The sequence below is a fragment of the Corynebacterium sp. HMSC034B08 genome, from assembly GCF_001835805.1.
GTDB lineage: Bacteria > Actinomycetota > Actinomycetes > Mycobacteriales > Mycobacteriaceae > Corynebacterium > Corynebacterium coyleae.
This window is the reverse complement of the sequence record NZ_KV825927.1, coordinates 1-219: the sequence shown is the minus strand read 5'-3', so window position 1 is coordinate 219 and position 219 is coordinate 1. Positions and strand designations below refer to the sequence as shown.

General features: G+C 53.0%; 1 protein-coding gene. It reads left to right on the top strand.

Going from position 1 to position 219, the window contains the following annotated elements; translation table 11 throughout:
* Window positions 1-219, top strand: a 219-nt coding sequence (locus tag HMPREF2656_RS02880) for a carboxypeptidase-like regulatory domain-containing protein (protein WP_141760991.1), incomplete at both ends; no start/stop codon positions are given.

Here is a 219-nt window from a genome sequence, read left to right as displayed (position 1 = left end):
GGTTTTGGATGATCAGGGCAAGCCGGTTCCTGGTGTGAAGGTTGTTCTTGTTGATGAGAACGGCAAGGAGCATCCGGTTGTTGTTGAGTCGGATGGTTCGATTAAGGATCAGAAGATTCGTCCGGGTGACTACACCGTCAAGGTTGAGGTGGATGAGAATCGTTACACCGCTCCGAAGATTGACGGGACGGTAACGGTTGATCCGGGCCAGCCTGCTGA